Genomic DNA, 25,322 nt, shown 5'->3' on the forward strand with positions numbered 1-25,322 from the left:
TTCGAGGGTAGTGCAGAAGTCTGGTGGGATAGTGCCATGCCCGACTACCGCGAACGGCTCTGGCCGACGCCCTGGATCTACCTCTCCAGCCTGCTGCTCGTGCCCGCGAGCATCCTCGTGCTCGCCCCGGTCTCGCTGCCGGCCGGCATCGCGACGGGCGTCATCCTGTACGTCGCCGTCGCGGGCTCCCTCACCCTGACGTCGCCCGTGATCGAGGTCGCCGACGGGCGGCTCCGCGCCGGGCGCGCGGAGGTCCCGCTCGAGCTGACCGGCGAGGCGATCCCCGCCGAGGGCGAGGCCGCCCGGACGGAGCGGGGCACCGGCCTCGATGCGCGTGCGTTCCTCGTGATCCGGGGCTGGATCAAGGACGTCGTCCGGGTGCCGATCACGGATGCCGCGGATCCCGCGCCGTACTGGCTCGTCTCGACGCGCCATCCACACGAGATGGCCGCCGCGATCAACGGATCGCGACGGCCTCGTGTCAGTGGGGAGCCTGCCTAGGCGGCGCACTCCAGGCAGATCGGCCCGAGCTTGGTCTCGTGGTCGATCTGCGAACGGTGCTTCACGAGGAAGCAGCTGACGCAGGTGAATTCGTCCGCCTGCGGCGGCAGCACGACGACGTCGAGTTCGACGTCGGACAGGTCGGCTCCCGCCAGGTCGAAGCTGCCGGGGTTATCGGCGTCCTCGACGTCGACGCTTCCCGACATCTTGTCGGGCACGCGCTCCTTGAGGGCCTCGATCGACTCGGAGTCGTCTTCGGTCTTCCGTGGCGCGTCGTAATCCGTTGCCATTCCCATCCTTTTTTCCATTGCCGAGGATTCGGCGGGCATAGTCTGCACGAAATCAAGTGCGTAAGCAAACCATCCGGCGCCCACCGATCCGGTTGAATGCACAACTCACGGCACGCCCGGCGTATTCCCAGCGCCGACCGATGGCGCGTGGCATCCTTGGGCGGAGATCAAGGGCACGGAAGGGCTTCTCGCCATGCAGGAACTCAAGGTGATCGGGGTCGAGAGCGGCGCCCTCATCGCGGCCTCGGACGACGGGGCGCGATTCCGGATCGAGGTCGACGAGGTGCTGCAGTCCCGCATCCGCCAGGCGGTGCCGGAGACGCACACGGGACCCAAGCTCTCGCCGCGCGAGGTGCAGTCGCACATCCGCTCCGGGCTGTCGGCCGAGGAGGTCGCCGACCTCACGGGCGCGTCGGTCGAGTACATCCGCCGGTTCGAAGGCCCCGTGATCGCCGAGCGCGAACACATGGTGACCTCGGCGCTCGCGGTCCCGACCCACGGCGAGGTCGCCGAGGGCGCTGAGCCCACGTCGTTCGGCACCATGGTCCGTGAGCGACTCGCCGGCCTCGGCGCGCACGGCGAACGCTGGGCGAGCTGGAAGGACGAGGAACGCGGCTGGATGGTCAAGCTCGAGTTCACCGCCGACGGCATCGATCACGACGCCCGCTGGTCGTTCGAGCCCCGCAAGCAGGCGCTGCACCCGCAGAACGCCGACGCGACGACCCTGTCGAAGCAGGGCGAGGTGCGCGGCGGCATGATCCCGCGCCTGCGCGCGGTCTCCGTCTCCGTCGACGAGTCGTCGCGCTTCGACAGCGGCGCGTTCACGTTCGACGCCACCGACACGGCGAACGACGACACGGCCCCGCAGCCCGAACTCAGCATGCCCCGGCCGGCACCGGCACCGAACGGGTCGGCCTCAGGGGCCGCGCCGTCCGCCTCGAGCGCCGCGGTGGCGCGCGCCGCCATCAAGCGCGCGGATGAGCCTGCGCCGCCGACGGGCGAGACCGCCGACCTGCTCGAAGCGCTCCGACGCCGACGCGGGGAGCGCGAGGTCGGCGTGGTCGCCGACCGGCCGGCCCCGGCACCGAGCGCTCCGGCCGCACCCGTCGCCCATCCGGCCCCCGGTCCGTCGCGGAAGGGCGGAGAGCGCACGGACTCCCACGCAGCGGCCGACGCCGAGATCGTCGACGACGACACCGAGGTCCAGCAGCGAGCCGGCGCTGCGGCGCGAGCCCTCTGGGGCGGCAAGTCCGGCCAGGCGAGCCGGCCGAAGAAGGGTCGCGCAGCGATGCCCAGCTGGGACGAGATCGTCTTCGGCGCCCGCAGCGACGACGACCTGGCGTAGCCGAGCGCCGAGACGTTGCCCGACTGGGCCGATCCGCGTCAGCCGAGCGCCGTGGTCTCCGCGGCGAGCACGGCCTGCCTGACCACCGGCCCGCGGGTCAGGCGGACTTCTCGGCGCGACGCGGCTTCGACGGGACGATGGTCGGCGCGGCGTTGTCGATGACCGTCTCCTTGGTGACGACGACCCGGGCCACGCCGGTCGAGGACGGCACCTCGAACATGATCGGCCCGAGCACCTCCTCCATGATCGCGCGGAGGCCGCGCGCACCCGTCTGCCGGAGCACCGCGAGATCGGCGATCGCCTCGAGCGCCGCATGATCGAAGTCGAGCTGGACGCCGTCGAGCTCGAACATGCGCTGGTACTGCTTGACGAGGGCGTTGCGCGGCTCGGTCAGGATCTCCATGAGCGCCGTACGGTCGAGCGGGGTCACGGTCGCCACCACGGGCAGGCGGCCGATGAACTCGGGGATCAGCCCGAACTTGTGCAGGTCCTCCGGCAGGACCTCGCTGAAGAGCTCCGCCTCGTCCTGCTTGGAGTGCAACGGGGCCCCGAATCCGATGCCGCGCTTACCCGCGCGCGAGGAGATGATCTCCTCCAGGCCGGCGAAGGCGCCCGCCACGATGAACAGCACGTTCGTCGTGTCGATCTGGATGAACTCCTGGTGCGGGTGCTTGCGACCGCCCTGCGGGGGCACGGAGGCCACGGTCCCCTCGAGGATCTTGAGGAGCGCCTGCTGCACGCCCTCGCCCGACACGTCGCGCGTGATCGAGGGGTTCTCGGCCTTGCGGGCGATCTTGTCGACCTCGTCGATGTAGATGATGCCGGTCTCGGCGCGCTTGACGTCGTAGTCGGCGGCCTGGATGAGCTTCAGGAGGATGTTCTCGACGTCCTCCCCGACGTATCCGGCCTCGGTCAGCGCCGTGGCATCCGCCACCGCGAAGGGCACGTTCAACTGCTTCGCGAGCGTCTGGGCCAGGTAGGTCTTGCCGCACCCGGTCGGGCCGATCAGCAGGATGTTCGACTTCGCGATCTCGACGTCGTCGTGCGCCCGGTCGGCGGGCGTGATCGCGGCCTTCGCGCGCACGCGCTTGTAGTGGTTGTAGACCGCGACGGCGAGGGCGCGCTTGGCGGCCTCCTGGCCGATCACGTACTCCTCGAGGAAGCCGAAGATCTCCTTCGGCTTGGGCAGCTCGAACTCGCCCGACTCGGGCTCCCCGGCCTCGGCCAGGCGCTCCTCGATGATCTCGTTGCAGAGTTCGACGCACTCGTCGCAGATGTACACGCCGGGCCCGGCGATGAGCTGCTGCACCTGCTTCTGGCTCTTGCCGCAGAAGGAGCACTTCAAGAGGTCAGCGCTCTCCCCGATGCGTGCCATCGCTTCCTCCCTCGAACCGACTCTGTTCCGAGCCTAGCCCGACGGGCGCCGCTCGGGGCCGATCCGCCACGGTTTGGCGGAAACGACATGACGAGGGGCGGATGCGTCATCCGCACCCGCCCCTCCGGAGTCCGTCAGGACTACCGGCTCAGCGCCGGCAGCGTCTTCCGCGACGTGAGCACCTGGTCTATGAGGCCGTACTCGCGGGCCTCCTCGGCGGACAGGATCTTGTCGCGGTCGATGTCGGTGTTCACCTGCTCCATCGTTCGGTTGGAGTGACGGGACAGCGTCTCCTCCAGCCAGGTGCGCATGCGCATGATCTCCGCGGCCTGGATCTCGATGTCGGAGGCCTGCCCGTGGCCCGCCTCGCCCATCGCGGGCTGGTGGATCAGCACGCGCGCGTTCGGCAGCGCGAGACGACGCCCCGGCGTGCCCGCCGCGGCGATCACGGCCGCCGCCGACGCGGCCTGGCCGAGGACGACGGTCTGGATCTGCGGACGGATGTACTGCATCGTGTCGTAGATCGCCGTCATCGCGGTGAACGAGCCGCCCGGCGAGTTGATGTACATCATGATGTCGCGGTCGGGGTCCATCGACTCGAGCACGAGCAGCTGGGCCATGATGTCGTCGGCCGACGCGTCGTCGACCTGGACGCCGAGGAAGATGATGCGGTCCTCGAACAGCTTCGCGTACGGGTCCTGCCGCTTGTAGCCGTAGGCCGTTCGCTCCTCGAAGCTCGGCAGGATGTATCGCGAGCCCGGGGCCTGCATGCCGCCCGAGAAGGCGGTGCCGCCGAAGGACGGGATGTTCATACTCACTGTCTCTCTCTTCCTACGCCTGGGTCCCGCCGCCGCCCGACACGTCGAGCGCCGACTCGCGGATGTGGTCGACGAAGCCGTACTCGAGCGCCTCCTGCGCGGAGAACCAGCGGTCGCGGTCGCCGTCGCGGTTGATCTGCTCGACCGTCTTGCCGGTCTGCGCCGCCGTGATCTCGGCGAGGCGCTTCTTCATGTCGAGGATGAGCTGCGCCTGCGTCTGGATGTCGCTCGCCGTGCCGCCGAAGCCGCCGTGCGGCTGGTGGAGCAGCACGCGCGCGTTGGGGGTGATGTAGCGCTTGCCCTTCGTCCCGGCGGTGAGGAGCAACTGCCCCATCGAGGCCGCCATGCCGATGCCGACGGTCACGATGTCGTTCGGGACGAACTGCATCGTGTCGTAGATGGCCATGCCCGCCGTGATCGACCCGCCGGGCGAGTTGATGTAGAGGTAGATGTCCTTCTTGGGATCCTCCGCGGCGAGGAGCAGCAGTTTCGCGGCGATCTCGTTCGCGTTGTCGTCGCGCACCTCGGAGCCGAGCCAGATGATGCGGTCCTTCAGCAGTCGATCGAACACACTGGGCTGCAGTGTCGGTTCGGCCATGGATTTCGCTCCGTTTCCGTTGCCTTCGTTGTCACGAATCTATCCGGTGCAACACGCGGGAACGGGGCTGTTCGCCGTCGGCGGATGCCGCGCCGCGGCGCAGCTCGTCAGGCCCCGGTGCGCGGCTCGGCCTCCGGAGGGGCCGTCAGTTCGCGCGCGTACGCGTCGACCGCGCGCCGGTACTGCGTGAGGTGCGGCGCGAGTGCGACGAGCGCAACGGATGCCGCGGCATCCGTCGCACCGGTCGAGGCGAGCGCGAGCGCGCGGAATGCCGCGACCGCGTCGGCGAGGTCGCCCGCGTCGGCGCCGACGGCGTCGAGCAGCGCGAGGGATTCCTCGGGTCGGCCGAGGTTGCGGATCGTCGAGGCCAGCTGGATGTGCGCCTCGACGCGGGCTCGGCCGGAGAGGCCGAGGTCGAGCGCGCGCCGGTAGCGCGGCTCGGCCTCCTCCTCGAGGCCGGCGGAGTCCCGGGCGCCGGCCGCCTCGAACGGCCCGCGCGGGTCGTCGGCGGGCAACTCTGCGACGAGCGCGTCGATCCGGGCGATCACCTCGCGATCGTCCAGGGCGGATGCCGCGTTCCAGACGTCGTCCACGCGGCGCTGCCAGTCGTCCATCGTTCCTCCTCCTGATGCGCCCGCCCGGGTGCACCCCGCGTCGCTTCCGCGCGCCGGGAGACGGCGACGGGGCCGGGCAGTGCTGCCCGGCCCCGTCGAATCCGACCGGCGATCTACTCGGCGTCGGCCTTCTTGGTGGTGCGCTTGCGCGCGGGCTCCTTCTCCTCGGCTGCCGCCTCCTCGGCGGGCGCCTCCTCGGCGGCCTTCTTGGTGGTGCGCTTGCGCGCCGGCTTCTTCTCCTCGGCCGGAGCCGCCTCGGCGGCGGCCTGGTCGGGCGCCTCCTCGGCTGCGTCGTCCGCCACGGCGGTGAACTCGGAGAGGTCGACCGCGTTGCCCGCGGCATCCGCGACCTTCGCCTTGCCGAGCGCGATCGCGAGCGCCTTGTTGCGCGCGACCTCGCCGACCATGGCCGGGATCTGGCCGTTCTGGCTCAGGACCTGGACGAACTCGTTCGGGTCCATGCCGTACTGCGCGGCGCCCTGCACGAGGTACTGGGTGAGCTCCTCCTGGCTGACCTGGACCTTCTCGGCCTCGGCGATCGCGTCGAGCACGATCTGGGTCTTGAAGGCCTTGGTGCTCGCCTCGGTGACCTCGGCGCGGTGCTCGTCGTCCTCGAGGCGACCCTCGGACTCGAGGTGGCGGTGCACCTCGTCCTCGATGACGCTGTCGGCGACCGGGACCTCGACGAGCTCCAGGAGCTTGTCGACGAGGAGGTCGCGTGCCTGGGTGCCCTGGCCGAACGACTTGTTCTTCGCGACCTGCTCCTTGAGGCTCGCGGTCAGCTCGTCGAGCGTGTCGAACTCGCTCGCGATCTGCGCGAAGTCGTCGTCGGCCTCGGGGAGCTCGCGCTCCTTGACGGCGGTGACCGTGACGGTGATCTCGGCCGTCTCGCCCTCGTGGTCGCCGCCGAGCAGCTTCGACGAGAACGTCGTGGTCTCACCGGCGGTGAGCGAGTCGAGCGCCTCGTCGATACCCTCGAGCAGCTCGCCCGAGCCGAGCTCGTAGGAGACGCCGCTCGCGGTGTCGACCTCGGTCTCCTCGATCATCGCCACGAGGTCGAGGGTCACGAAGTCACCCGTCTTCGCCGGGCGGTCGACGGTGATCAGCGTGCCGAACCGGCTGCGGAGGCGCTCGAGCTCGGCGGCGACCTCATCGTCGGCGACCTCGACCGAGTCCACGGTCAGCTCGAGGCCCGCGTACGCGGGCAGCTCGATCTCGGGGCGGACGTCGACCTCGATCGAGAGGAGCAGGTCGCCCGAGAAGTCCTTCTCGTTCGGCCACTCGACGATGTCGGCCGACGGGCGGCCGAGCGGGCGGAGCTCGTGCTCGGTGACGGCGGCGCGGTAGAAGCCGTCGAGGCCCTCGTTGACCGCGTGCTCGAGGACGGCGCCCTTGCCGACGCGCTGGTCGATGACGGGCGCGGGCACCTTGCCCTTGCGGAAGCCGGGCACGTTGATCTGCTCGGCGATGTGCTCGTAGGCGTGGGCGATGCTGGGCTTCAGCTCCTCGGGCGTCACCGAGATGGTGAGCTTGGCGCGCGTCGGGCTCAGCTTCTCAACCGAAGTGGTCGGCATGGGGAAGTTTCTCCTGTTTGGTGGAAGTACGTGGTCGAGCCGATGCGACTCGTCGGGGCGACAGGATTCGAACCTGCGACCTCCCGCTCCCAAAGCGGGCGCTCTAGCCAAGCTGAGCTACGCCCCGAGTCGCCGGCTTGACTCGCCGGTCCGCCGCGACGGCGCGCGTGAGCACGTTCGAAGCGCGGATGGACCCGGGAAAGTCTACTGCACGCGCCGCCGTGCGCCCGATGCGTCGGATCGACCCGCGCGCGCGGCCTGTGGAGAACTCGCTCAGTGCCGTCCCCTATGGTGCCCGGTTCCCTCGCGGTGTCAGAGTGTGCCCATGACCGACCCGTCGCGCCCCGCCGCGCCCGACCTGCGTCGATGGCCGGGCGATCCCTCCCAGCTCACCGACACGACGCTCTGCCCCGCCTGCTTCTCGCGCCTCCTCGGCGCCAGCTGCGCCGTCTGCGGGCTCCGGCTCGACGTCGCCGCGGCGACCGACCTGCTCGCCGCGGGTGCGCGGGTTCGCGAGGCCGAGCTCGATCGGCAGTCGATCATCACGCGGATGCGGGCGGAGCAGGCGGTACCGACTGCGGCGACACTGGCGACGGGAGTCGTGTCATCGATCGAGGTGCCGATCGCACCGCCTCCGGTGGGCGCGCCGTCGGCGGTGACCGCGGCCGCGGCGGCGCGGCCGTCTGCGATCGGGTTCCCGCCGACGGCCGTGCCGGCCCAGCCGCTGCCGCCTGCGGGCGCGATTCCCGGTGGCTCCGACCTCGCCGGGGAACCGATCGCCGCGACCCCGGAGGCTCCCCGCCGGTCCGGGGTCCAGCTGCTGCTGCTCACGCTCGGGGTCGTGCTGCTCTCCGTCGCCGCGATGGTCTTCCTCTTCTTCGCGTTCGTCGTCGCCGACCTCGAGATGCGCTCGCTCATCACCGCGATGGTGAGCGTGATCGTCCTGGTCCTCGCGTGGTTCCTGCGGGCACGACGCCTCCCCGGCACCGCCGAGGGCGTGTCGGCCGTCGGCGCGGTCCTGCTCGTCCTCGATGCCTGGATCATCCAGGTGAACGGCCTCTTCGGGGCCGACCGCGTCGACGCGACGGCCTACTGGGGCGTGGCACTGCTCGTCGTCGCGGCGGTCCTCGCCGGCGCAGGGATCATCAGCCGCCTGCGGCTGCCGAGGCTCGCCGCGTCGGCGCTCGCACCTGCCGGTGTGTTCATCGGCGCCTTCGCCATCGCTCCCGACGACGAGGTCGCCACCGGCCTCTGGACGGGCGGGATCGCGCTCGCGCTCGTCGGCGCGGCATCTCGGTTCATCCGTCCCGAGTCCGAGCGGACCATCGTGCGCACCTTCGGTTTCGCCGGCGGCGGGATCGCACTCGCATCCGCCGCGTGGGCGCTCCCCTCGGTCGAGTTCGGGACGACCTGGTCCTTCCTCGCGGTCGCTGGAGCCTGGATCGTCGTCCTCGTCTCGATGCCGTCGTCCGCGACCGGCCCCAGCGGATGGCGGATGCTCTCCTCCGTCGCAGTGGGCCTCAGCGTCCCGCTCGCGTTCGTCCTCGGCGTCGCGCTCGAACGGTCGACCGCAACCTCCGTGTGGCTCGCACCGGGGCTCGCGGCACTCGTGGCCTGCACGCTCGCGGCGGCGACGAGGGTCCGCGCCCTGCGTCGGGACGCGCTCCCCGCACTCCTCACCGCGTGCACGATCGCGGTCGTCGCGACGCTCCCGGCGCTCGTCGTCGCGCTGGGCGGCCTCGGATCGCTGACGGCGGACGCGGTGGGGTCGCGGGCGCCCGGCTCGCCCGCGGCGCGGGACCTGCCCGCCGAGGCCTGGGGTGCCGTGCTCGCACTCGGGATCGCAACCCTCGCGCTCGTGGTCGTCCTCGCCCTGACCGGCCGACTGCGCCGGTTCGCCGCGACGGCGATCGCGACCGCGCTCGCGACCGGACTCGCCGCCGCGGTGCTCATGCCCACCGTGGCGGCCGCGACGACGGGACTCCTCGTCGTCGCCGCGACCTCGCTCGCGGCGGCCCCGGTCCCCGTGGTGCGGCGCGTCACCGGCGCGGTCCCCACCCTGGCGGCCGGCGGGATCCCCGCCGCTGCGCTCGCGTGGCTGGTCGCGAATGCCGAGACGAGCCTCTGGTGGTGGGCGGTGCCGACGGTGTTCGCACTGACGATCGCGGGGCGCCTCCTCACCGATCGGGTGACCCGGGTCGCCGCGCCGACGGTGCGGGTGCTGCACGTGATCGCTGCGTCGCTCGTGGCGCTGCTCGCCACGGTGGCCTACCCGAGCCGGGCAGCCGCCTCCGGCGTGCCGGTCCCCACTCCGTGGGACGAACCCGCCTTCCTCGCCGCCGTGGTCGCGACGCTCGCGCTCGGCGTGCTCGCCGCTGCACGCCGTCTCCCGCACGATGATCGCCTGACCGCCGGATCCGCACTCTTCGCCGGTGCGATGATCGGAACGACCTGGCTCGCCGTGACGGCCTTCACGCCGTGGGCGTGGGCTCCGGCCATCGCGCTCGCCGCGGTCGGACTCGTCTGGGTCCGTTCGGACCTCCTGCCCATGAGGGTGCTGTTCGCCGCGGGCATCCCGCTCGCGGCGGTGTTCGCGGGTGCCGGCCTGAGCGCGGAGCTCGACAGCGGGAACGTCGCGATCGGAATCGCGGCCGGCGTGCTCGCGGCCGTCGGCGTCTCGCTCGTCGCGTTGCCGGTGGAGCCGCTCCTCAGGCGGGCGTCGGGGATCGTCACCGGCGCACTCACCGTGGTCGCCGCCGTCGTCGGAGTGTCGGGCGCCGTTCCGCCCGACGAGGCCTGGCTCGTCCTCCTCCTGCTGACTCCGGTGCCCGTGCTCATCGCCACGCTGTTCGGAGATCCGATCGCGGGGCCGTCGCCTGCGGTGCACGCGTCGTGGGGATCGCTCGTGCTCGGCGTCGGGACCGTCTGGGCATGGACGGTCGAACGCGGCGTCGACGACGTCGAGCCGTACACGCTCCCGCTCGCCGCCGGGCTGCTGGTGTCGGCGGGGCTGCTGATCTGGAGGCGCGCCGCCCCCGACTCGACCGCCGCAGGGCGCACTGCGCTCCTCGGCGCAGCGGCCGCCGTGGCGGTCCTGCCGAGCGTCGCCCTGACGGGCGAGTCCGAGCTGCGAACGCTCGTGCTCGTCGCGACGGGCGCGGTGCTCGTGATAGCCGGGAGCTTCACCCCCGACCTCGAGCGCGGCGTCCCCATCCGCATGCTCGTCGTCGGCACCGGATGGGCGGCTGCGACGGGCGCGGCGCTCGTTCGAGGCTCGGCGATCGCCACGGGCAGCCCCGGCGACCTCCCGGTCGAGTTCTGGCCGGTGATCGCCCTGACGATCGGACTCGTGGCGAGCCTGCTGTGGGTTCGGGACCGGGTCGAACCGCCCGGCGCCGCCGAGGCGGCGCTCGCGGCGTCCCTGACAGCCGCCGCGGCGCCGACCACGCTCGCGATCGCCGGCGGTCTCGATGCCGATACGCGAGCGCTGGTGCTCCTGCTCGTCGTCGGGGCCGCGCACGTACTCAGCACGGCCGTCCGAACCCGTCCGTTCGGCGGGCCCGTGCTCGGCTGGACGAGCATGGCCGTGGCCGTGATGGTCGGCGGACTCGCTCTCGGCACGGGTGCGGTCGATCCGTTCGACCTGGTCACCGTGCCGATCGGCGCGGTGCTCGTCGCCGCCGGGGCCCTCCGCCTCCGTCGTTCGCCCGACCAGGGCAGCTGGCCGACGCTCGGCCCCGGGCTCGCGGTGCTGCTCGTCCCAGCGCTCATCGCCGACTGGACCGATCCGGTGCTCTGGCGTCTCGTCGCGCTCGGTGTGGCCGCAGTCGTGGTCGTCGTCGCCGGCGCGGTGTTCCGGCTGCAGGCGCCGCTGCTCCTGGGCGGCGGCGTGCTGCTCCTGCACGCCGTCGCGCAGCTCTGGCCATGGATCACGCGCCTGTACGAGGCCGTCTGGTGGTGGCTGTGGCTCGGGATCGCCGGCGCACTGCTGATCGCGATCGCCGCGACATACGAGCGGCAGATGCGCCTGGCGCGAGGCATGTTGCGGAGCATCGCGGCGCTCCGCTGATCGACGGAGAGCTTCCGGCGCCGGCGCACCTGGTCGGCGACGTCGTGCACGATCACGGGCCGGCCGCCGTGTACGATGATCGGGTGCCCGCCTGCGGGCGCTCGGGGATGTAGCTCAATGGTAGAGCCTCAGTCTTCCAAACTGATGGTGCGGGTTCGATTCCCGTCATCCCCTCCGTTGTGATGTCTCACGACATCGTGAACGGCTGAACCCGCGGATGACGCGGGTTCAGCCGTTTTTCGTTGCTGGTTGGTAGGTCCGTTCTGGGTCGATTCGGTGTTCACTGAGGATGGTGCCGTCAGGGTCGATCACGGTCGCTTCGGTGTTGTGGATGAGCACGATGACGTCGGTGCCGGCGTGGGGTCGGCCGATGCCGAGGTGCAGCATCCGGTTGGCGTAGCGGAGTGAGACTTTCCCGCCGGGGTCGACCCGGTCGTAGCGGACTCGCCAGAGGTTCGGGTCCTATGCGCTCCAAGGTGCTTCTTCAGCGTCTGCCAGAGGCGTTCGATCTTGCCCTGGGTGGTGGGATTGTACGGCAGCCCGTTCTGGGCGATGCCGTACAGGGCCAGCAGGGTCTCGAACGCGTTCGGGTTGCCGGTGCCGGTCGCGGTGCCTGCGTACCGGGTGGTGTCCGCGCGCGAGCAGGAGCGTGGGCGCGGACGACGATGCTGAAGCGCCGAAGCACTCGGAGTGTCAAGCCCCTGCGAGTCGGCGGGGAATCCGGCGACATCGAGGCGCGTTGGCCCTACCGTGGCATCCGTACGGAACGAGTGGAAGGGGACCACATGACCGACTCGAAGACCGCAGCGAAGTCCAAGGCGCCGATGAGCGGCGCCGACCCCGAGGTCGCGTCGGGCGTCTCGCAGTTCTTCACGCCGCTCGTGCACGAGCTGACCGTGCTCGCCATCAACGGCAAGCAGGCGCACTGGAACGTGCGCGGCCGCGACTTCCTCGAGGTCCACGAGTTCCTCGACACGGTCGTCGACCATGCGCAGGAGTGGGCCGACCTCGCCGCCGAGCGCGTCGTCGCACTGGGGCTTCCCATCGACGCACGTCTGGCGACCATCGCCTCGGAGACCGACGCGGCGAATCCGAAGGCCGGGTTCAAGCAGTCCGACGACACCATCGCCGACGTGGTCGCGCAGATCGACGTCGCCACGGCACGCGTGAACGCCGCCATCGACGGGCTCGAGGAGCTCGACCCCGCGAGCCAGGACGTCGCGATCGCGATCCGGCAGGGGCTGGACAAGGACCGCTGGTTCCTCGCCGCCCACGTCAGCGTGAAGTAGACGGAGCAGTACCGCACCGAGGGGTGCGGGCGAGCGGGCCCGGGTGCAGAATGCCGTCATGGCGGAAGCTCCCGGGCCCGACCCGTCCCTGCCGCCGGCCGATGCAACGACCTCGGCTGCGGCAGACGGGGCCCTGACGGACGCGCAGAAGTCCCTCCGCGCGCAGATGCTCGCGACCGAGCACTGGAGTCTCCTGGCGACCCGCAGCACCACGCAGAGCGAGGTGCTCACGAGGATCGCGATCTTCCTGACACTCGTGTCGGCCGGGCTGGTCACCCTGGGCGTCCTCGGGAACGCCACGCGGTTCCAGGGGTGGTTCGGCGTCGCTGCTCTCGGGGTGCTCCTGCTGCTCGTGGTCCTCGGCCTGATCACCCAGATGCGCACGTTCAACGCGTCGCTCGACGACCTGATGTACGTGATCGCCATGAACCGGCTCCGCGGTGCGTACCTCGACCTCGATCCGGGCATCGCCCCCTACCTGGTCTCGTCAGCGGACGACGACGAGTCGGGCGTGCACCGCACCTACTATGCGTTCACCCCGCGGACCGGCCAGATGCTCGCGAGCTCGGCGATGATCATCACCGTCGTCGAGGCGGCCGTGTTCGGGCTGTTCCTCGGCGGCATCGTGCTCGCCTTCGATGGCCCGGCGTGGCTGGCGGTGACGCTCGGCGTGATCGCCGGAATCGGGTGGATCGCCGCGTGGACGGTGATCGGGTATCGCGGATACGTCGCCGTGTTCCGGGTCCACTCCCCGCTGCGGACCAGCCGGTGAGACGAGGCGCCCGACCGGATGCCGGCGGCTACCGCCGCATCCAGGCGAGCACCGCGAGCACGCGCCGGTGGTCGGTGCCTGAGTCCTCGAGTCCGAGCTTCTGGAAGATGGCGGTCACGTTCTTCTCCACGGCGCCGACGCCGATGAAGAGCTGCGAAGCGATGCCGGCGTTGGTACGCCCCTCGGCCATCAGCTCGAGCACCTCGCGCTCGCGCGGCGTGAGCGAGGCGAGCGGATCCCCGCGGCGGGCGAGCAGTTCGCGCACGACCTGCGGGTCGAGCACGGTGCCGCCGTCGCGAATGCGGAGCACGGCGTCCTGCAGGTCGTCGAGCGACGCGACGCGATCCTTCAGGAGGTACCCCATGCCGCCGTCGGCCGACGACAGGAGCTCGTGCGCGTAGGTTCCCTCGACGTATTGGCTGAGGAGGAGCACCCCGGTGCCGGGTCGGCGTCGCCGGAGCTCGATCGCGGCCCGGACGCCCTCGTCGCGGAAGGTCGGCGGCATGCGCACGTCGAGCACCGCGACATCCGGTTCTGCCGTCTCGAGGTCGGCGAGGAGCGCCTCGGCATCGCCGTAGGCGCCGACCGTCTCGAACCCGGCCTCGTCGAAGAGGCGCACGAGCCCCTCGCGGAGGAGCATCGAGTCCTCCGCGAGGACGACGCGGATCGGGCGGTCGGGCCGGGTGGTGTCGCTCACGCGGACACCCTATCGACCGGCGTGAACGGGAAGTGGGCGCCGATCACGGTCGGCCCGCCGGGCGGGCTGTCGACGAGCAGCACGCCGCCGAGTCCCCGCACCCGCTCGTCGAGGCCGGCGAGGCCGTGACCCGGTAGTGCGGTCGCGCCGCCGTGCCCGTTGTCCGTGACCCAGAGATCGAGCCAGAAGCCGGTCGCACCCGTGTCGCGCTGGGCGACGCGGAGGCGGATGGCGCTCGCACCCGAGTGCTTCACCGCGTTCGTCAGCAGTTCGGCGGCGATGAAGTAGGCGTTGCGCTCGATGGCGGCCGGCAGCGCGGCATCCGTCGGCAGCAGCCACTCGAGCTGGACGGGTACCGGGCTGCGACCCGCGAGCGACTCGAGCGCGCTCGCCAGCCCGCGGTCCTGCAGCAGCGGCGGCGCGAACCCTCGGGAGAGCGCCCGCAGCTCGTCGAGCGTGTCGCGCGCCTGGTCGCGCGCCTCGCCGAGGAGGCCCTTCGCGGCCTCCGGATCGGCGTCGAGCTTTCGCTCGATGGCCGCGAGGTCCATCTGCAGGCGCACGAGCCGCTGCTGCGGGCCGTCGTGGATGTCGCGCTCCAGTCGCCGCAGGGCGGCGTCCTCGGCCTGCACGGCTGCGCCGCGCGAAGCGGCGAGTTGCTCGACCTGGCGCTCGAGCGCCTCGGATCGCCACGCGCCGAGCATGCCGCGACCGATGGCGTCGTGCACCCATGTGAGTCCGGCGGCGATGAGCGGCAGGGTGAGGAGGAAGACCGCGCCGAGGACGAACTGCGCGATCGACTCGAGTACGAGGGGGTCGAGGGCGAGCGTGTCGGATGTGCCCGGCGCGATGCGGTCGAGGAGCCACTCGGCCGGCCAGACGTCGCGCGAGTCGTTCGGGAGGAAGACCGCCCAGATCCAGTAGGTCACTCCGCCGAGCGCGATCGCGAGCCACACGATCGTCACCGTCCAGCTGAACAGCGAGACGATCGGGGCGACGACCATGCCATGCAGCAGGTACAGCCAGTAGTGCCCGTCGACGAACGGCGCGAAGAACGCGCGCCACGGTCCGTCGCCGGCGATCACCGGGCGATCCCATCGGGGTCGGCGGATCGCCGGTCGCCCGGCCCACTCGAGCCGGACGAGCTCGAAGACGCCGAACCCGCGCGCCGTGTACAGCGAGGCGACGACGATCGCGAGCCCGACGACGACGACGAGCAGGCTCACCCCGATCGAGAACAGCGTGACGAGGGTGACGAACGCGACGATCGCCACCGGGAATCCGAGGAGCAGGTAGCCGAGCTCGCGCGGCAGGCCCGCCCAGAGGCGACCGTAGCCGCGGCGGCGGGGCACGGCATCCGTCGCGGCGTCGGCGGCGCCGGGCACGGCGGGGTCAGTGAGCGTGGTCATGGTCGGTCTCCTCGGTCATCGTCGCACGCCGACCCGGCTCGACGACGGTGAACTGGCCCATCATCCCCTGGTCCTCGTGCATCAGCAGGTGGCAGTGGTACATGTACGGCGTGTCGGGGTCGGCGTAGTCCTCGAAGCGAAGGATGAGCTCGTACCGGCTCCCCGGGCGGACGAGGATGGTGTCCTTCCAGCCGGCGAGCTCGGCGGGAGGCGGTGCGCCGTCGATCGCCTCGAGCCGGAACTGCACGTCGTGCACGTGGAAGCTGTGCGGCATCTCGCTGACGTTCTCCACGATCCAGCGCTCGGTCGTGCCGACCGTGACGGTCTCGTCCACGTGGTCCATCCGCATCGTGCGGCCGTTGATCTCGAACCCGTCGAGTCGGAACGTGCGCGTCGTGACGACGTCCTCGGCGCCGACGGGCGGCTGCTCCGCGAGCCGCTCGGGCACGTCGGGCGCCGGGTCGAGCCGGTCGGCGGCGCGCAGCTCGAGCACGTCGAACGCGTCGGTCGCGCCGTTCATCGACGCGATGGCCGGCTGGAGGCCGGCCGCCTCGGGCGTCATCACCGACTGGAGGCGCAGCTCCTCCCCTGGCGTCAGCCGCACGAGCACCTCAGCGCGTTCGCCGGGCGAGAGCACGACGCGGTCGAGGGCGACGGATGCCCCGAGCAGGCCGCCGTCGGTCGCGATGACGTCGACCGGCCGCTCGTCCTCCCACCCGAAGGCGTAGGTGCGGGCGGTCGAGGCGTTGATGAGGCGCAGCCGCACGACCTCGTCCTCCACCACGGCGTACGGAGCGCGGGCGCCGTTCACGATGAGCTCGTCGCCGAGCCGTCCGGCGAAGCCGGTCGCGGACGATTCGAGCCGGCCGTCGTCGGAGAATGCGGCGTCCTGGACGATGACGGGCAGGTCGTCGACGCCGTACTCGCGAGGCAGCGGCAGCGCCGACTCGGCGTCGTCGCGGACGAGGAACACGCCCGCCAGGCCGCGCGCGACGTGCTGCTCGGTCTCGCCGTGCGGGTGCGGGTGGTACCAGAGGGTGCCGGCCCGCTGGTCGATCTCCCACTCGGGCGACCACGTGGCGCCGGGCTCGACGGCCTGGTGCGGCCCGCCGTCCATCTCCGCGGGCAGGTGCATGCCGTGCCAGTGCACGCTGGTCGCCTCGTCGAGGGAGTTCGTGACGTCCACGCGCACCCGCTCGCCGCGATCGGCGACGATCGTGGGCCCGAGGTACGCGCCGTCGAAGCCCCACGTCTCGCTCGGGGCCCCGGGTGCGAACTCGGTCGTGCCCGCCTGCGCCTCGAGCGAGAAGACGCGGGTGCCGTCGGCGTCGACCCGCGACCCGGCGAGCGGCGGTACCGGCATCGGGGTGTCGAAGTCGACGTCGCCGATCGTCGAGACCTGGCCCGGGCCGACGAACCCGCAGCCCGAGAAGGCCAGGGCGACGCCGGCGCCGACGACCAGCGAGGCGGCCGTGACGGCGAGAGCGCGCGGTCGGCGGGGGCCCGTTCGAGTGCGGGCGGGGCGACGGGATCGGGAGTCCTGGCGGATCATGCCTCAAGCCTCGCGACGGCGTGCCGCCCACCCCAGCCGACGCCCTCCCGGATCCGTCCGGGGGTTCGCCCCCGGACGGACGGGGGGGGTGCGCCGGAGGTCGGTCAGAGAGCGTCGTACGTCGCGCGGCCGGCGAGGAAGGTCGCGGCAACCGGCATCCGCCTCAGGTCGTCGAGGGAGGCGGCGAGCGGGTCGAGCTCGACGATGGCGAGGTCGGCCGCCATGCCCTCGCGCACGCCGGGGCCGGCGCCGTCGGTGGAGGCGGCGAGCGCGGCACGCGCATCGATGGCCTGCTCCGGATGCCACGGCTCGCGTCCGCCGCGGGAGCGACCGACGGCTGCGGCGATCGCGACCCACGGGTCGAGCGGCGCGACCGGCGCGTCCGAACCGAGGGCGAGTTCCACCCCGGCGGCCTCGAGGTCGCGCAGCATGAACGCGCGGTCGGTGCGGCCCGCCCAGTACAGGTCGGCGACGTCGCGGTCGTCCATGGCGTGCTCGGGCTGCACGCTCGCGACCACGCCGAGCGTCGCGAACCGTTCGAGGTCGCCGCGGCGGAGGAGCTGCGCGTGCTCGATCGAGGCCTGCCCGTACCATCCGCCGGGCCTGACCGCCTCGAGCGCGTCGAGCGCGCGCTCGTTGGCGCGGTCGCCGATCGCGTGGACGGCGGGCGCGAGGCCGATGCGCTCGGCGTGCCGCAGGTGCGGCACGAGCTCGTCGTAGGGGACGTTGACGAGGCCGTGCGGGTGCTCGTCGGGCCCGAGGCCGGGGTACGGGTCGACGCACCACGCGGTGCGCGTGTTGAGCGAACCGTCGGTGATGACCTTGTACGGCCCGACGCGCACGAGGCCCCCGGTGCCGTCGATCGGGTCGCCCGTGCGGAGGCCCTCGGCCTCGGCGCGCCCGAGGTCGCGCGTGTAGACGCCGAACCGCACGCGGAGGGCATCGGCGCCGCGCCGGGCGCGCCGCGCCCAGTCGTCGCGGTTCCACCGCATCTCGAGATCGACCACGCCGACCACGCCGCGGGCCGCGGCCGCCCGGGACGCCTCGGCGACCCGGGCGTCGAGCACGTCGTCGGGCAGGTCGTCGAGCTCGCGGACGAGCCGGAAGCAGTCGTCCTCGCGGAGCACGCCGCTGCCGCCCGCCGCATCGGCGAGCGCGTGCCGCCGCGCCGCGGCGCGATTCACCCAGCAGGAATGCAGGTCGGCCGCGACGAGCACGACGGGCACCTCGCCCGAGACGGCGTCGAGCGCGTCGATCGTCGGCGCGTCGGGCCAGAGGCCGTCACGGTAGCCGAACCCGACGACCTCGTCGGCGCCGTGGGCGACCGCCGCCGCAACGAGCGCCGCGGCGGCGGCGGCGGACTCGACGCCGCCGAGGTCGAGCCGTCGCGACACCATCGCCCACTGGGAGAGGTGCACGTGGCGATCCCACAGCCCCGGGACGACCCAGCGACCGGCGAGCTCGACGCGGCGACCGCCCGGCGCCGCGATGGCGCCCGCCGGTGCGACGCTGCGCACGACCCCGCCCTCGAGGTGGAGGTCGACGGGGAGCGCCTCGCCGGGCAGCCGCGCGCCGGCGAGGACCAGCGGGTCGCTCGATTCGCGTGGGGTCGGGTGGTCGCTCATTCCGCTCCTAGGCCTGGCAGTTCGGGCACCAGTAGAGCTTCCGGGCACCCATCTCCTCGAGGAGGATGTTCGTGCCGCAGACGCGGCACGGCAGTCCCTCGCGCTTGTAGACCCAGTGCCGGTCGTCGCGGTTCGCCATCGCGGCGCGCCACGCCTCGCCCTCGAGCCCGTCCATGGTCATCATCTGACCGGTCTCGACCCCGATGCCAAGGAGCCGCGCCCAGTCGCGCCAGAGCTCGCGCACCGTCTCCTCGGGCACGAGCCGGCCCGGGGTGTGCGGGTTCAGGCGGGCGCGGAAGAGCAGCTCGGCGCGGTAGACGTTGCCGATGCCCGAGACGACGTTCTGGTCCATGAGCAGCAGTCCGATCGGCGTGGGCTTGCGCCGCACGACGCTCGTGAAGCGCTCCTCGGCGTCGGGGCCGCCGTCGATCAGCGGGTCCGGACCGAGCCTGCCGACCACCGCCTCGACCTGCGCGGGATCGAGCACCTCGCACGCGGTGGGCCCGCGGAGGTCGGCGACGACGGTGTCGGTGAGGAGGCGGACGCGGACCTGCCCGACCGGCTCGGGCGGGAAGTCCTCCGGCTCGGCGCCCTCCTTCTCCGATTCCGACATGCGCAGTCGCGTTCGGCGGGGCGCTCCGATCGAGGTCACCGAGTTCTCCCCCGCGGCGTCGAGGACGACCGCATCGGGATTCGGGCCATCGAGGAACGTGCCCCTCTGGTTCGTCTGCCCCATGCGGCCGTTCGACGACGCGATCGTGGCATCCATCAGGATGTCCCCCGCGAAGTCCCACGCGCCGTACATGCCGAGGTGGACCCGCAGCCAGCGGTCGCCCTCGAAGCCGAGGAACATCTGCTTGCCCACGGCGCGCGCATCCACCATCCGTCGACCGTCGAGGTCGGCAGCGCCCTCGGCGAACCGGCCCTGCGGGCTCGATGCGCGCACGAGGCGACCGACGAAGTTCCGCTCGAACTGGCGCGTGATGCGATGGACGGAATGGCCCTCGGGCACCGGCTACTCCGCGGGCGCGCCGACGATGCGGCCGGTCGAGCCGTCGACGTCGACGCCCTTGTCGACGATGTCGCCGGTGGTCTCGTACTCGGCGAGCTGTGCGATGCGGCGCACGTGCCGCTCGTCGCCCGAGAACGGCTCGGCGATGAACGCGTCGATGTACCGGATCGCCTCCTCGACGGTGTGCTGGCGGGCGCCGATCGAGATCACGTTCGCGTCGTTGTGCTGTCGCGCGAGGATCGCGGTGTCCATGCTCCACACGAGCGCCGCGCGGATGCCGGCGACCTTGTTCGCCGCGATCTGCTCGCCGTTGCCCGAACCGCCGAAGACCACGCCGAGCGTCCGCACGCCCGAGGCCTGGTCGCGCGCCACGGCGAGCGCGGCGTTGATGCAGAAGGCGGGGTAGTCGTCGAGCGCGTCGTACTCGGCGGGTCCGTGGTCGACGACCTCGTGCCCGCCGTTCGTGAGGTGCGCCTGGAGCGTCCGGCTGAACTCGAGGCCGGCGTGGTCGGTCGCGATGTGGATGCGCATGCGCCAAGTCTAGGGATCGCCGCTCCCCTCCCGGGCCGGATGCCGCGCGGCTAGGCTGATGTGGTTGCCCGCGCCACGAACGTCGGGCCGACGCATCCGTTCGACGCAGATGGAGACCTGAGTGCCTGGAGAGAACCTCACCCGCATCGAGGCCGAGGAGCGCGCCGCGCTCGTCACGGTGCACGACTACGACATCCGCCTGGACGTCACGACCGGCCCGGAGATGTTCCGGTCGGAGACCACGGTGCGCTTCGCCGCCCGGCGGGGTGCGTCGACCTTCATCGACGCGATCACCGCTGCCGTCCACTCGGTCACCCTGAACGGCCGCGAGCTCGACCCGGCCGAGGTCAGCGACGGCGTCCGCATCCGGCTCGACGGCCTCGAGGACGAGAACGAGCTGACCGTCGTCGCCGACGGCCGCTACATGCACACGGGCGAGGGCCTGCACCGGTTCGTCGACCCGGTCGACGACGAGGTCTACCTCTACACGCAGTTCGAGGTGCCCGACTCGCGCCGCATGTACGCGGTGTTCGAGCAGCCCGACCTGAAGGCGGCATTCCGCTTCACGGTCACGGCGCCCGCGCACTGGCAGGTCGTGTCGAACTCGCCGACGCCCGAGCCGGTCGACGCGGTCGCCTCGGACTCGACGGGTGCGGCGAAGACGTGGGCCTTCGAGCCGACGCCCCGCATCTCGAGTTACATCACGGCGCTCGTCGCAGGACCCTACGACGTCGTCCGCGACGAGCTGACGAGCTCCGACGGCCGCGTCATCCCGCTCGGGGTGTTCGCCCGCAAGAGCCTGTCGGAGTACCTCGACGCCGACTACGTGTTCGAGAAGACCAAGCAGGGCTTCGAGTACTTCGAGCACAAGTTCGGCGTGCCGTACCCGTTCGCCAAGTACGACCAGCTCTTCGTGCCCGAGTACAACGCCGGTGCGATGGAGAACGCGGGCGCGGTCACCTTCACCGAGGTGTACGTGTTCCGTTCGAAGGTGACGGATGCCATCCGCGAGCGCCGGGTCGTGACGATCCTGCACGAGCTCGCACACATGTGGTTCGGCGACCTCGTCACCATGAAGTGGTGGAACGACCTGTGGCTGAACGAGTCGTTCGCCGAATGGGCGTCGACCATCGCGACCGCCGAGGCCACGGAGTGGGAGGGCGCCTGGACGACCTTCAACGCCATGGAGAAGAGCTGGGCGTACCGCCAGGACCAGCTGCCCTCGACGCACCCGATCGTCGCGGAGATCCGCGACCTCGAGGACGTCCTGGTGAACTTCGACGGCATCACCTACGCCAAGGGCGGCTCGGTGCTCAAGCAGCTCGTCGCGTGGGTCGGCGTCGATGCGTTCTTCGCGGGCGTCTCTGCGTACTTCCGGAAGCACGCGTGGGGCAACACCACGCTCGCCGACCTGCTCGCCGAGCTCGAGACCGCGAGCGGCCGCGACCTGTCCGACTGGGGAAGGCTCTGGCTCGAGACCGCGGGCGTGAACACGCTGCGTCCCGAGATCGACACCGACCACGACGGTCGGATCACCTCGTTCGCGGTGCTGCAGTCGGCGATCGAGGAGTACCCGACGATCCGCCCGCACCGGCTCGCGATCGGCTTCTACAACCTCACTGGCGGCAAGCTCGTCCGCGACCACCGCGTCGAGCTCGACGTCGACGGCGAGCGCACCGAGGTCGCGGAGCTCGTCGGCCTCGCCCGCCCCGACCTCGTGCTGCTGAACGACGACGACCTCGCGTACGCGAAGATCCGCCTCGACGCCCCATCGCACGGCGTCGCCCTGGCGAACCTGTCGGAGATCGAGGACCCCCTGGCGCGCGCGCTCGTGTGGAGCTCGGTGTGGGATGCCACGCGAGACGCGGAGACCCGCGCGAGCGACTACCTCGCGCTCGTGCTCGGCAACATCGCGAGCGAGACGGAGTCGACCACGCTCCGCATCGTGCTCGCGAACTCGATCCTCGCCGCGAGCGCGTACACCGCGCCCGACCGCAGGCACGACGCGCTGCGCCTCCTGGCCGACGGGTTCTGGGACCTCGCGAACGAGGCCGAGGCCGGCAGCGACGCGCAGTTCCAGTTCGTGAAGTCGTTCGCCGCGATCGCGGAGCACGGCTCGAACCTCGACGCGCTCGAGGAGCTGTACGCGGGCACCGTCGCGCTCGACGGCCTCGCCGTCGACACCGACCTCGGCTGGGAGCTGCTCATCGCGCTCGCCGCGGCCGGCCGCGTCGGCGACGCGGAGATCGAGGTGCGCCTGGCCGAGGACGACACCGTCACCGGGCGCGAAGCCGCGGCGAAGGCGCGCGCCGCGATCCCCACGGCCGACGCCAAGGAGCGCGCCTGGGCGTCGCTCGTCGAGACCGACACGGCGACGAACTCGGTCGTCCGCGACACGGCCATCGGCTTCGTCCGCTCCGCAGACCTCGCCGTGCTCGAGGGCTTCGTCGACCGGTACTTCGCGATGATCGGCCGCGTCTGGACCGAGCGCAGCTACGCGATCGCCGAGAAGCTGGTCGACGGGCTGTACCCGTCGACGCTGGCGAACCGCGCCCTCGCCGACGCATCGCGAGCCTGGCTCGATGCGAACCCCGAGGCGCCGTCCGCGCTCCGCCGTCTCGTCGTGGAGAACCTCGCGGGCGTCGACCGCGCGCTGGCTGCGCAGGCGCGCGACGCACAGGACGCCTGATGTCGGGCCGCCCCGACCTGACGCGGGCGGAGGCCGAGGAGCGCGCGACGCTCCTCGGCTCCCCCGCGTACGAGGTGACGCTCGACCTCACGGGCGACGACGGCCGGTTCCGGTCCGACACGCTCGTGCGGTTCACCGCGACTCCGGGCGCGTCGACGTTCATCGAGGCGACCACGGCCGAACTGCACGAGGTCGTCCTGAACGGCCGCCAGCTCGACACGGCGACGGTCTCCGACGGCTTCCGGATCCGGCTGGACGGCCTCGAGGCCGAGAACGAGCTGCTGGTCGTCTCGACGCGCACGTACACGAACACCGGCGAGGGCCTGCACCGATTCGTCGACCCCGTCGACGGCGAGGCGTACCTGTACACGGAGTTCGCCGTGGCCGAGGCCAACCGCGTCTACGCCGTGTTCGACCAGCCCGACCTGAAGGCGGCCGTGCGGTTCACGATCACCGCGCCCGACCACTGGACGGTGCTGAGCAACGCGCCATCGCCCGAGCCGCACCCCGCGGCATCCGGCACCGCGGTCTGGGCGTTCGACACCGGGCCCGTGATCTCCAGCTACATCGTCGCGATCATCGCCGGGCCGTACGCGTCGTGGCGCTCGTCGGCGACGAGTCGTGACGGGCGCGAGGTGCCCCTCGGCCTCTTCACGCGCACGTCCCTCGCGCAGTACGCCGAACCCGACGTCATGTTCGAGCTCGTCCGCGACGGCCTCTCGTTCTACGAGGACGCGTTCGGCGTGCCGTACCCGTACGGCAAGTACGACCAGATCTTCGTGCCCGAGTACAACTGGGGCGCGATGGAGAACGTCGGCGCGGTCACGTTCAACGAGGGCTACCTGTTCCGGTCGCGCGTGTCCGACGCCCGCCGCGAGCAGCGCGCCATCGTCGTGCTGCACGAGCTCAGCCACATGTGGTTCGGCAACTCGGTGACGATGCGCTGGTGGAACGACCTCTGGCTCAACGAGTCGTTCGCGACCTGGGCGTCGACGCTCGCCACCTCGCGCGTCACGGAGTTCACCGACGTGTGGGCGACGTTCGCGACCGACGAGAAGTCGCATGCGGCCGAGCAGGACCAGCTGCCCTCGACGCACCCGATCGTCGCCGAGATCCGCGACCTCGGCGACGTCGAGGTGAACTTCGACGCGATCACGTACGACAAGGGCGCGTCGGTGCTGAAGCAGCTCGTCGCCTGGGTGGGCCTCGACGCCTTCCAGCGCGGCGTCGGAGCCTACCTCGCCCGGCATTCGGGCGGCAACGCCACGCTCGCCGACCTCCTCGCGGAGCTCGAGCGCGCGAGCGGCCGCGACCTCGCCGACTGGTCGGCGAAGTGGCTCGAGACGGCCGGCGTGAACACGCTTCGGCTCGAGGTCGAGGCGGATGCCGCGGGGCTCATCACCGGCGCCCGCGTCCTGCAGTCCGCAGCGGCGTCGCACCCGACGCTGCGCCCGCACCGCGTCGCGATCGGATCGTACGACGATTTCGACGGTCGGCTCGCGCGGGTGCACCGCGTCGAGCTCGACATCGACGGGGCGGCCACCGACGTGCCCGAACTCGTCGGCCGGCCGCGGCCCGCGCTGCTCCTCGTGAACGACGACGACCTCACCTACGCGAAGGTGCGCCTCGACGAGGCGTCCTTCGCCGTCGCCCGCGACCGGCTGTCGGAGCTCGCCGACCCGGTCGCCCGCGCCGTGATCCTCGGCTCGGCGTGGGACGGCGTCCGGGACGCGGAGATCCCCGCGTCCGACTTCGTGCGGCTCGTGGTCGCGAACGTCGGGCGTGAGACGCAGTCCGCGGCCCGCGGCCTGGCGCTGTCGCGGCTCGAGATCGCGGCATCCCGGTACCTCGCCGACCACCACCGCGACGTGCTCGCGGAGGAGGCCGCGGACGCGATCTGGGCGCTCGCCGAGCTCGCCGCGGAGGGCTCCGACGCGCAGCTGCAGTTCGTCAAGGCGTTCACGCGCCTCGCGTGCGTGCCCGCGCACGCCGACGTGCTCGAGGCGCTCGCCACCGGCGAGACGCGCCTGCCCGGGCTCGAGGTCGACCTCGACCTGCGGTGGGAGATCACGATCGCACGGGCGACGCTCGGCGCGGCGTCCGACGACGAGATCGACGCGGCCCTCGCCGCGGACGACACCGCGAAGGGTCGCCAGCTCGCGGAGACGGCGCGCGCCGCGCGTCCCGACCAGGCGTCGAAGGATGCCGCGTGGCGCCGGGTCGCGAGCGACGCCTCGCTCTCCAACGACCTCGCGCGCGCGATCGCCGACGGCTGGCAGCGCACGTCGGATCCGTCGCTCCTCGCCGGCACCGCCGACGACTACCTCGGCATGCTCGACCGGGTCTGGGCCGAACGGAGCTACACGATGGCCTCGCTCATCGTGCGGCGCCTGTTCCCGGCGCCCGTGGTCGACGCCCGGCTCGCGGAGGCGGTCGGCGTCTGGCTGGACGCGCACGCCGAGCCCGCACCGCTGCACCGACTCGTGTCGGAGCAGCTGAGCGAACTGGAGCGCGCCCTCGCCGCCCGGGAACGCGACGCGGCCACCGCCGGCTGAGCCGGAACAC

At 71.9% G+C, this 25,322-nt stretch carries 20 protein-coding genes and 2 tRNA genes; 8 read left to right on the plus strand and 14 right to left on the minus strand.

The genetic code is table 11. The annotated features are described in order from the left end of the window. The first annotated feature begins 36 nt into the window (after positions 1-36). Positions 37-501 carry a DUF3093 domain-containing protein gene (locus ACULK2_RS10285; protein ID WP_445967156.1) on the plus strand — a complete coding sequence of 155 codons (465 nt, stop codon included), beginning with the start codon at positions 37-39 and terminating at the stop codon, positions 499-501. Here ACULK2_RS10285 and ACULK2_RS10290 read toward each other — a convergent pair. Next, positions 498-791, minus strand: a complete 294-nt coding sequence (locus tag ACULK2_RS10290; RefSeq protein WP_129233012.1) for a DUF4193 domain-containing protein — start codon at positions 789-791, stop codon at positions 498-500. The two genes, ACULK2_RS10285 and ACULK2_RS10290, sit on opposite strands and share 4 nt — an antisense overlap. 193 nt (positions 792-984) lie before the next feature. On the opposite strand from ACULK2_RS10290, the gene sepH reads away from it, so the two are divergent. Beyond that, a complete protein-coding gene (gene sepH, locus ACULK2_RS10295; RefSeq protein WP_445967157.1) occupies positions 985-2,136 on the plus strand; it encodes a septation protein SepH in 1,152 nt (383 codons plus the stop codon). A 97-nt stretch (positions 2,137-2,233) separates the two neighbouring features. Here sepH and clpX read toward each other — a convergent pair whose 3' ends face one another. The 6 genes from clpX to ACULK2_RS10325 form a co-directional block, all read right to left on the minus strand. Then, entirely contained in the window at positions 2,234-3,511 is a 1,278-nt protein-coding gene (gene clpX / locus ACULK2_RS10300) for an ATP-dependent Clp protease ATP-binding subunit ClpX (RefSeq protein ID WP_445967158.1), read from the minus strand. 140 nt (positions 3,512-3,651) lie between these two features. Then, the gene (locus ACULK2_RS10305) at positions 3,652-4,323 is read right to left on the minus strand and encodes an ATP-dependent Clp protease proteolytic subunit (RefSeq protein WP_445967159.1); all 672 of its coding nucleotides are present in this window, start codon (positions 4,321-4,323) and stop codon (positions 3,652-3,654) included. A gap of 19 nt (positions 4,324-4,342) precedes the next feature. Continuing rightward, positions 4,343-4,927, minus strand: a complete 585-nt coding sequence (locus tag ACULK2_RS10310) for an ATP-dependent Clp protease proteolytic subunit (protein WP_445967160.1) — start codon at positions 4,925-4,927, stop codon at positions 4,343-4,345. Between the two features lie 107 nt (positions 4,928-5,034). Continuing rightward, positions 5,035-5,541, minus strand: a complete 507-nt coding sequence (locus ACULK2_RS10315; protein WP_445967161.1) for a tetratricopeptide repeat protein — start codon at positions 5,539-5,541, stop codon at positions 5,035-5,037. 113 nt (positions 5,542-5,654) lie between these two features. Continuing rightward, entirely contained in the window at positions 5,655-7,115 is a 1,461-nt protein-coding gene (tig, locus tag ACULK2_RS10320; protein WP_445967162.1) for a trigger factor, read from the minus strand. 52 nt (positions 7,116-7,167) lie between these two features. Further along, a tRNA-Pro gene (locus ACULK2_RS10325) sits at positions 7,168-7,242 on the minus strand. A gap of 198 nt (positions 7,243-7,440) precedes the next feature. Here ACULK2_RS10325 and ACULK2_RS10330 point away from each other — a divergent pair. Then, positions 7,441-11,184, plus strand: a complete 3,744-nt coding sequence (locus tag ACULK2_RS10330; RefSeq protein ID WP_445967163.1) for an SCO7613 C-terminal domain-containing membrane protein — start codon at positions 7,441-7,443, stop codon at positions 11,182-11,184. Positions 11,185-11,287: 103 nt separating this feature from the next. Beyond that, a tRNA-Gly gene (locus ACULK2_RS10335) sits at positions 11,288-11,358 on the plus strand. Positions 11,359-11,412: 54 nt separating this feature from the next. Here ACULK2_RS10335 and ACULK2_RS10340 read toward each other — a convergent pair. After that, entirely contained in the window at positions 11,413-11,571 is a 159-nt protein-coding gene (locus ACULK2_RS10340) for a hypothetical protein (RefSeq protein WP_445967164.1), read from the minus strand. A 398-nt stretch (positions 11,572-11,969) separates the two neighbouring features. On the opposite strand from ACULK2_RS10340, the gene ACULK2_RS10345 reads away from it, so the two are divergent. Next, the gene (locus ACULK2_RS10345) at positions 11,970-12,473 is read left to right on the plus strand and encodes a Dps family protein (RefSeq protein ID WP_445967165.1); all 504 of its coding nucleotides are present in this window, start codon (positions 11,970-11,972) and stop codon (positions 12,471-12,473) included. Between the two features lie 58 nt (positions 12,474-12,531). Further along, positions 12,532-13,245: a hypothetical protein gene (locus tag ACULK2_RS10350; protein ID WP_445967166.1), complete on the plus strand. Its 714-nt coding sequence runs from the start codon at positions 12,532-12,534 to the stop codon at positions 13,243-13,245. Between the two features lie 28 nt (positions 13,246-13,273). Here ACULK2_RS10350 and ACULK2_RS10355 read toward each other — a convergent pair whose 3' ends face one another. The 6 genes from ACULK2_RS10355 to ACULK2_RS10380 all read right to left on the minus strand — a co-directional run bounded on the left by ACULK2_RS10355 (position 13,274) and on the right by ACULK2_RS10380 (position 20,068). Next, positions 13,274-13,885: a LuxR C-terminal-related transcriptional regulator gene (locus ACULK2_RS10355; RefSeq protein ID WP_501044998.1), complete on the minus strand. Its 612-nt coding sequence runs from the start codon at positions 13,883-13,885 to the stop codon at positions 13,274-13,276. 53 nt (positions 13,886-13,938) lie between these two features. Continuing rightward, entirely contained in the window at positions 13,939-15,348 is a 1,410-nt protein-coding gene (locus tag ACULK2_RS10360) for a sensor histidine kinase (protein WP_445967168.1), read from the minus strand. Next, positions 15,332-16,900 (minus strand): multicopper oxidase family protein, encoded by a 1,569-nt coding sequence (locus ACULK2_RS10365; RefSeq protein WP_445967169.1) that lies wholly within the window; start codon positions 16,898-16,900, stop codon positions 15,332-15,334. Before ACULK2_RS10365 ends, ACULK2_RS10360 begins: the two co-directional genes overlap by 17 nt. Positions 16,901-17,004: 104 nt before the next feature. Further along, on the minus strand, positions 17,005-18,525 hold the full coding sequence (locus tag ACULK2_RS10370; protein ID WP_445967170.1) for an amidohydrolase: 1,521 nt from the start codon (positions 18,523-18,525) through the stop codon (positions 17,005-17,007). Between the two features lie 7 nt (positions 18,526-18,532). Continuing rightward, positions 18,533-19,537, minus strand: coding sequence for an Fpg/Nei family DNA glycosylase (locus ACULK2_RS10375; protein ID WP_445967171.1), 1,005 nt, complete (start codon positions 19,535-19,537; stop codon positions 18,533-18,535). Between the two features lie 3 nt (positions 19,538-19,540). Next, a complete protein-coding gene (locus ACULK2_RS10380; RefSeq protein WP_445967172.1) occupies positions 19,541-20,068 on the minus strand; it encodes a ribose-5-phosphate isomerase in 528 nt (175 codons plus the stop codon). 121 nt (positions 20,069-20,189) lie between these two features. Here ACULK2_RS10380 and pepN (ACULK2_RS10385) point away from each other — a divergent pair, with 121 nt between their 5' ends. Then, complete coding sequence (gene pepN / locus ACULK2_RS10385) at positions 20,190-22,757, plus strand: aminopeptidase N (protein ID WP_445967173.1); 2,568 nt, start codon at positions 20,190-20,192, stop codon at positions 22,755-22,757. Continuing rightward, positions 22,757-25,312 (plus strand): aminopeptidase N, encoded by a 2,556-nt coding sequence (gene pepN, locus ACULK2_RS10390; RefSeq protein ID WP_445967174.1) that lies wholly within the window; start codon positions 22,757-22,759, stop codon positions 25,310-25,312. The genes pepN (ACULK2_RS10385) and pepN (ACULK2_RS10390) overlap by 1 nt, the downstream gene beginning before the upstream one ends. Positions 25,313-25,322: the final 10 nt, after the last annotated feature.

It is taken from the genome of Agromyces molybdatiresistens (genome assembly GCF_052748445.2).

Bases quoted from the DNA above. Each gene is read 5' to 3' on its own strand.
- ACULK2_RS10285 (WP_445967156.1), top strand. From the start codon at position 37: ATGCCCGACTACCGCGAACGGCTCTGGCCGACGCCCTGGATCTACCTC.
- ACULK2_RS10290 (WP_129233012.1), bottom strand. From the start codon at position 791: ATGGCAACGGATTACGACGCGCCACGGAAGACCGAAGACGACTCCGAG.
- sepH (WP_445967157.1), top strand. From the start codon at position 985: ATGCAGGAACTCAAGGTGATCGGGGTCGAGAGCGGCGCCCTCATCGCG.
- clpX (WP_445967158.1), bottom strand. From the start codon at position 3,511: ATGGCACGCATCGGGGAGAGCGCTGACCTCTTGAAGTGCTCCTTCTGC.
- ACULK2_RS10305 (WP_445967159.1), bottom strand. From the start codon at position 4,323: ATGAACATCCCGTCCTTCGGCGGCACCGCCTTCTCGGGCGGCATGCAG.
- ACULK2_RS10310 (WP_445967160.1), bottom strand. From the start codon at position 4,927: ATGGCCGAACCGACACTGCAGCCCAGTGTGTTCGATCGACTGCTGAAG.
- ACULK2_RS10315 (WP_445967161.1), bottom strand. From the start codon at position 5,541: ATGGACGACTGGCAGCGCCGCGTGGACGACGTCTGGAACGCGGCATCC.
- tig (WP_445967162.1), bottom strand. From the start codon at position 7,115: ATGCCGACCACTTCGGTTGAGAAGCTGAGCCCGACGCGCGCCAAGCTC.
- ACULK2_RS10330 (WP_445967163.1), top strand. From the start codon at position 7,441: ATGACCGACCCGTCGCGCCCCGCCGCGCCCGACCTGCGTCGATGGCCG.
- ACULK2_RS10340 (WP_445967164.1), bottom strand. From the start codon at position 11,571: ATGCTGCACCTCGGCATCGGCCGACCCCACGCCGGCACCGACGTCATC.
- ACULK2_RS10345 (WP_445967165.1), top strand. From the start codon at position 11,970: ATGACCGACTCGAAGACCGCAGCGAAGTCCAAGGCGCCGATGAGCGGC.
- ACULK2_RS10350 (WP_445967166.1), top strand. From the start codon at position 12,532: ATGGCGGAAGCTCCCGGGCCCGACCCGTCCCTGCCGCCGGCCGATGCA.
- ACULK2_RS10355 (WP_501044998.1), bottom strand. From the start codon at position 13,885: ATGCTCCTCCGCGAGGGGCTCGTGCGCCTCTTCGACGAGGCCGGGTTC.
- ACULK2_RS10360 (WP_445967168.1), bottom strand. From the start codon at position 15,348: ATGACCACGCTCACTGACCCCGCCGTGCCCGGCGCCGCCGACGCCGCG.
- ACULK2_RS10365 (WP_445967169.1), bottom strand. From the start codon at position 16,900: ATGATCCGCCAGGACTCCCGATCCCGTCGCCCCGCCCGCACTCGAACG.
- ACULK2_RS10370 (WP_445967170.1), bottom strand. From the start codon at position 18,525: ATGAGCGACCACCCGACCCCACGCGAATCGAGCGACCCGCTGGTCCTC.
- ACULK2_RS10380 (WP_445967172.1), bottom strand. From the start codon at position 20,068: ATGCGCATCCACATCGCGACCGACCACGCCGGCCTCGAGTTCAGCCGG.
- pepN (WP_445967174.1), top strand. From the start codon at position 22,757: ATGTCGGGCCGCCCCGACCTGACGCGGGCGGAGGCCGAGGAGCGCGCG.